A 1,679-nucleotide genomic window follows, 5' to 3' on the forward strand; every position below is an offset into this window, starting at 1 on the left:
GCTTTAGGTGGCATGCCGAACATCCTCGCGTACTCCCTGCTGAATTGCGACGGACTTTCGTATCCGACGTCAAAAGCCGCTTGCGACGCTTTCGTGCCGCCGTTTTGTAAGATATATCTAGTTTCCTACAACCTAATGTGCTTTTGAAAATCAATCGGGCTTAGCGCAGTATTGCAGGAATTTTTGCGTATCGTAGTGATGCTGTTTGCCGTTAAATTCCACCATTTTGCCGTCGCGCAGGCACAAGTACGCGATAGATTCGTAGATCGTCGCGTGAAGTCCAAGGGCTCGCTTTGGCAGTAGAAGCTAAGCGCTTGTATGGGCGTCTGAACGTATCCATAGGCGAGATGCAGCTCGCCAGTGATCTTCGCGGCGTCTTTTAAAATTTTATCTACTTCGTTCATGCTCGCTCCTTTAAATTTATGCAGATTACACTTACATTTGCATGATTAGGCAAGGAATTTGGAGTATCGTGCTACCGCAAAATTTTAAAAAAGGCTATAATTTAGCCAACTTTATTTAAAGGAGAGAAAATGACAGATTTTAGTTTTTGCAACCCCGTGAGGATAGAATTTGGCAAGGGTAAAGAGGAGCATATCGGGCAGTATATGAAGGAAGCGGGCGCGAAAAAAGCTCTCGTACTATACGGTAGCGAGCGCGTGCGAAAGAGCGGTCTGATGGGCGTCGTGGAGAGCAGTTTAAAGGCAAGCGGTATAGAATTTGCGCAGCTTGGCGGCATAAAATCAAATCCCGTGTTAAGCAAAGTAAATGAAGCGATCAAGCTCGCCAAAGAATTCGGCGCTGATAGCGTGCTTGCTGTGGGCGGCGGAAGCGTGTTGGACTCGGCAAAAGCAGTAGCTGCGGGCGTCTGCTACGAAGGCGACGTGTGGGATTTTTTCACCGGCAAAAGCCCGAGCGTTGCGCTTAAAATTTTTGATATCATCACCCTTGCTGCGACGGGCTCGGAGATGAACTGCGGCGGCGTGGTGACCAAGGAGCAGACCAAGCAAAAATACCCGATCAGCGCGCCGTGTCTATACCCGAAAGTCTCGGTCATAAACCCGCAGCTGCAAGCAACCGTCAGCCGCGAGTATCTCGTGTATAGCGCGAGCGACATCATCGCGCACAGCATCGAGGGGTATTTTACCGCTAGCGTCCATCCGGACATCGTGCGAGCCTATATCGAAGCAAACATCAAAACCGTCATCCGCACGACTGAAATCCTGCTCGCAGATCCGAGCGATTACGACGCGCGCGCCGAGTTTGCGTGGGCTGCTACGATGGCGCTAAACGGGTTAACCTACGTGGGCGTGGGTGGCTTCGGCTATCCGAACCATATGATCGAGCATGCAATGAGTGCGGTCGTGGATTGCGCGCACGGAGCCGGTCTTAGCGTGGTAATGCCTGCGTGGATGAGGTGGTATAAGGATAGGAATTTAAACGCGTTTGAGCGTTTCGCTCGTGAAATTTTCGGCCTTAAAAGCGCAGACGAAGGTATCACGGCGCTTAAAGCGTGGTTTGATAAGATCGGTACGCCTACTAGCCTCGCACAGCTTGGTATCGAAGGCAAGGTGCTAAATGAGGTCATAGACGTAGCCGCGACAAACGCCAAAGCATGGAATATGGCGGAGCTCTACAGCCGCGAAAATATCGCTAAAATTCTTGAGCTGGCAAGATAA

General features: G+C 50.6%; 3 protein-coding genes. 1 reads left to right on the forward strand and 2 read right to left on the reverse strand.

Annotated features, from left to right (window positions below; genetic code table 11):
- On the reverse strand, window positions 1-113 hold a 113-nt coding region (locus Q0198_RS04720), incomplete at its 3' end, for an AraC family transcriptional regulator (protein WP_366111878.1).
- Between the two features lie 12 nt (window positions 114-125).
- On the reverse strand, window positions 126-404 hold the full coding sequence (locus Q0198_RS10930) for a hypothetical protein (protein ID WP_366111876.1): 279 nt from the start codon (window positions 402-404) through the stop codon (window positions 126-128).
- A gap of 129 nt (window positions 405-533) precedes the next feature.
- Between Q0198_RS10930 and Q0198_RS04725 the strand changes: the two genes are divergently transcribed.
- A complete protein-coding gene (locus Q0198_RS04725) occupies window positions 534-1,679 on the forward strand; it encodes an iron-containing alcohol dehydrogenase (RefSeq protein WP_297895595.1) in 1,146 nt (381 codons plus the stop codon).

The organism is uncultured Campylobacter sp. (genome assembly GCF_938045205.1).
In the GTDB taxonomy this organism is placed as follows: Bacteria; Campylobacterota; Campylobacteria; order Campylobacterales; family Campylobacteraceae; genus Campylobacter_B.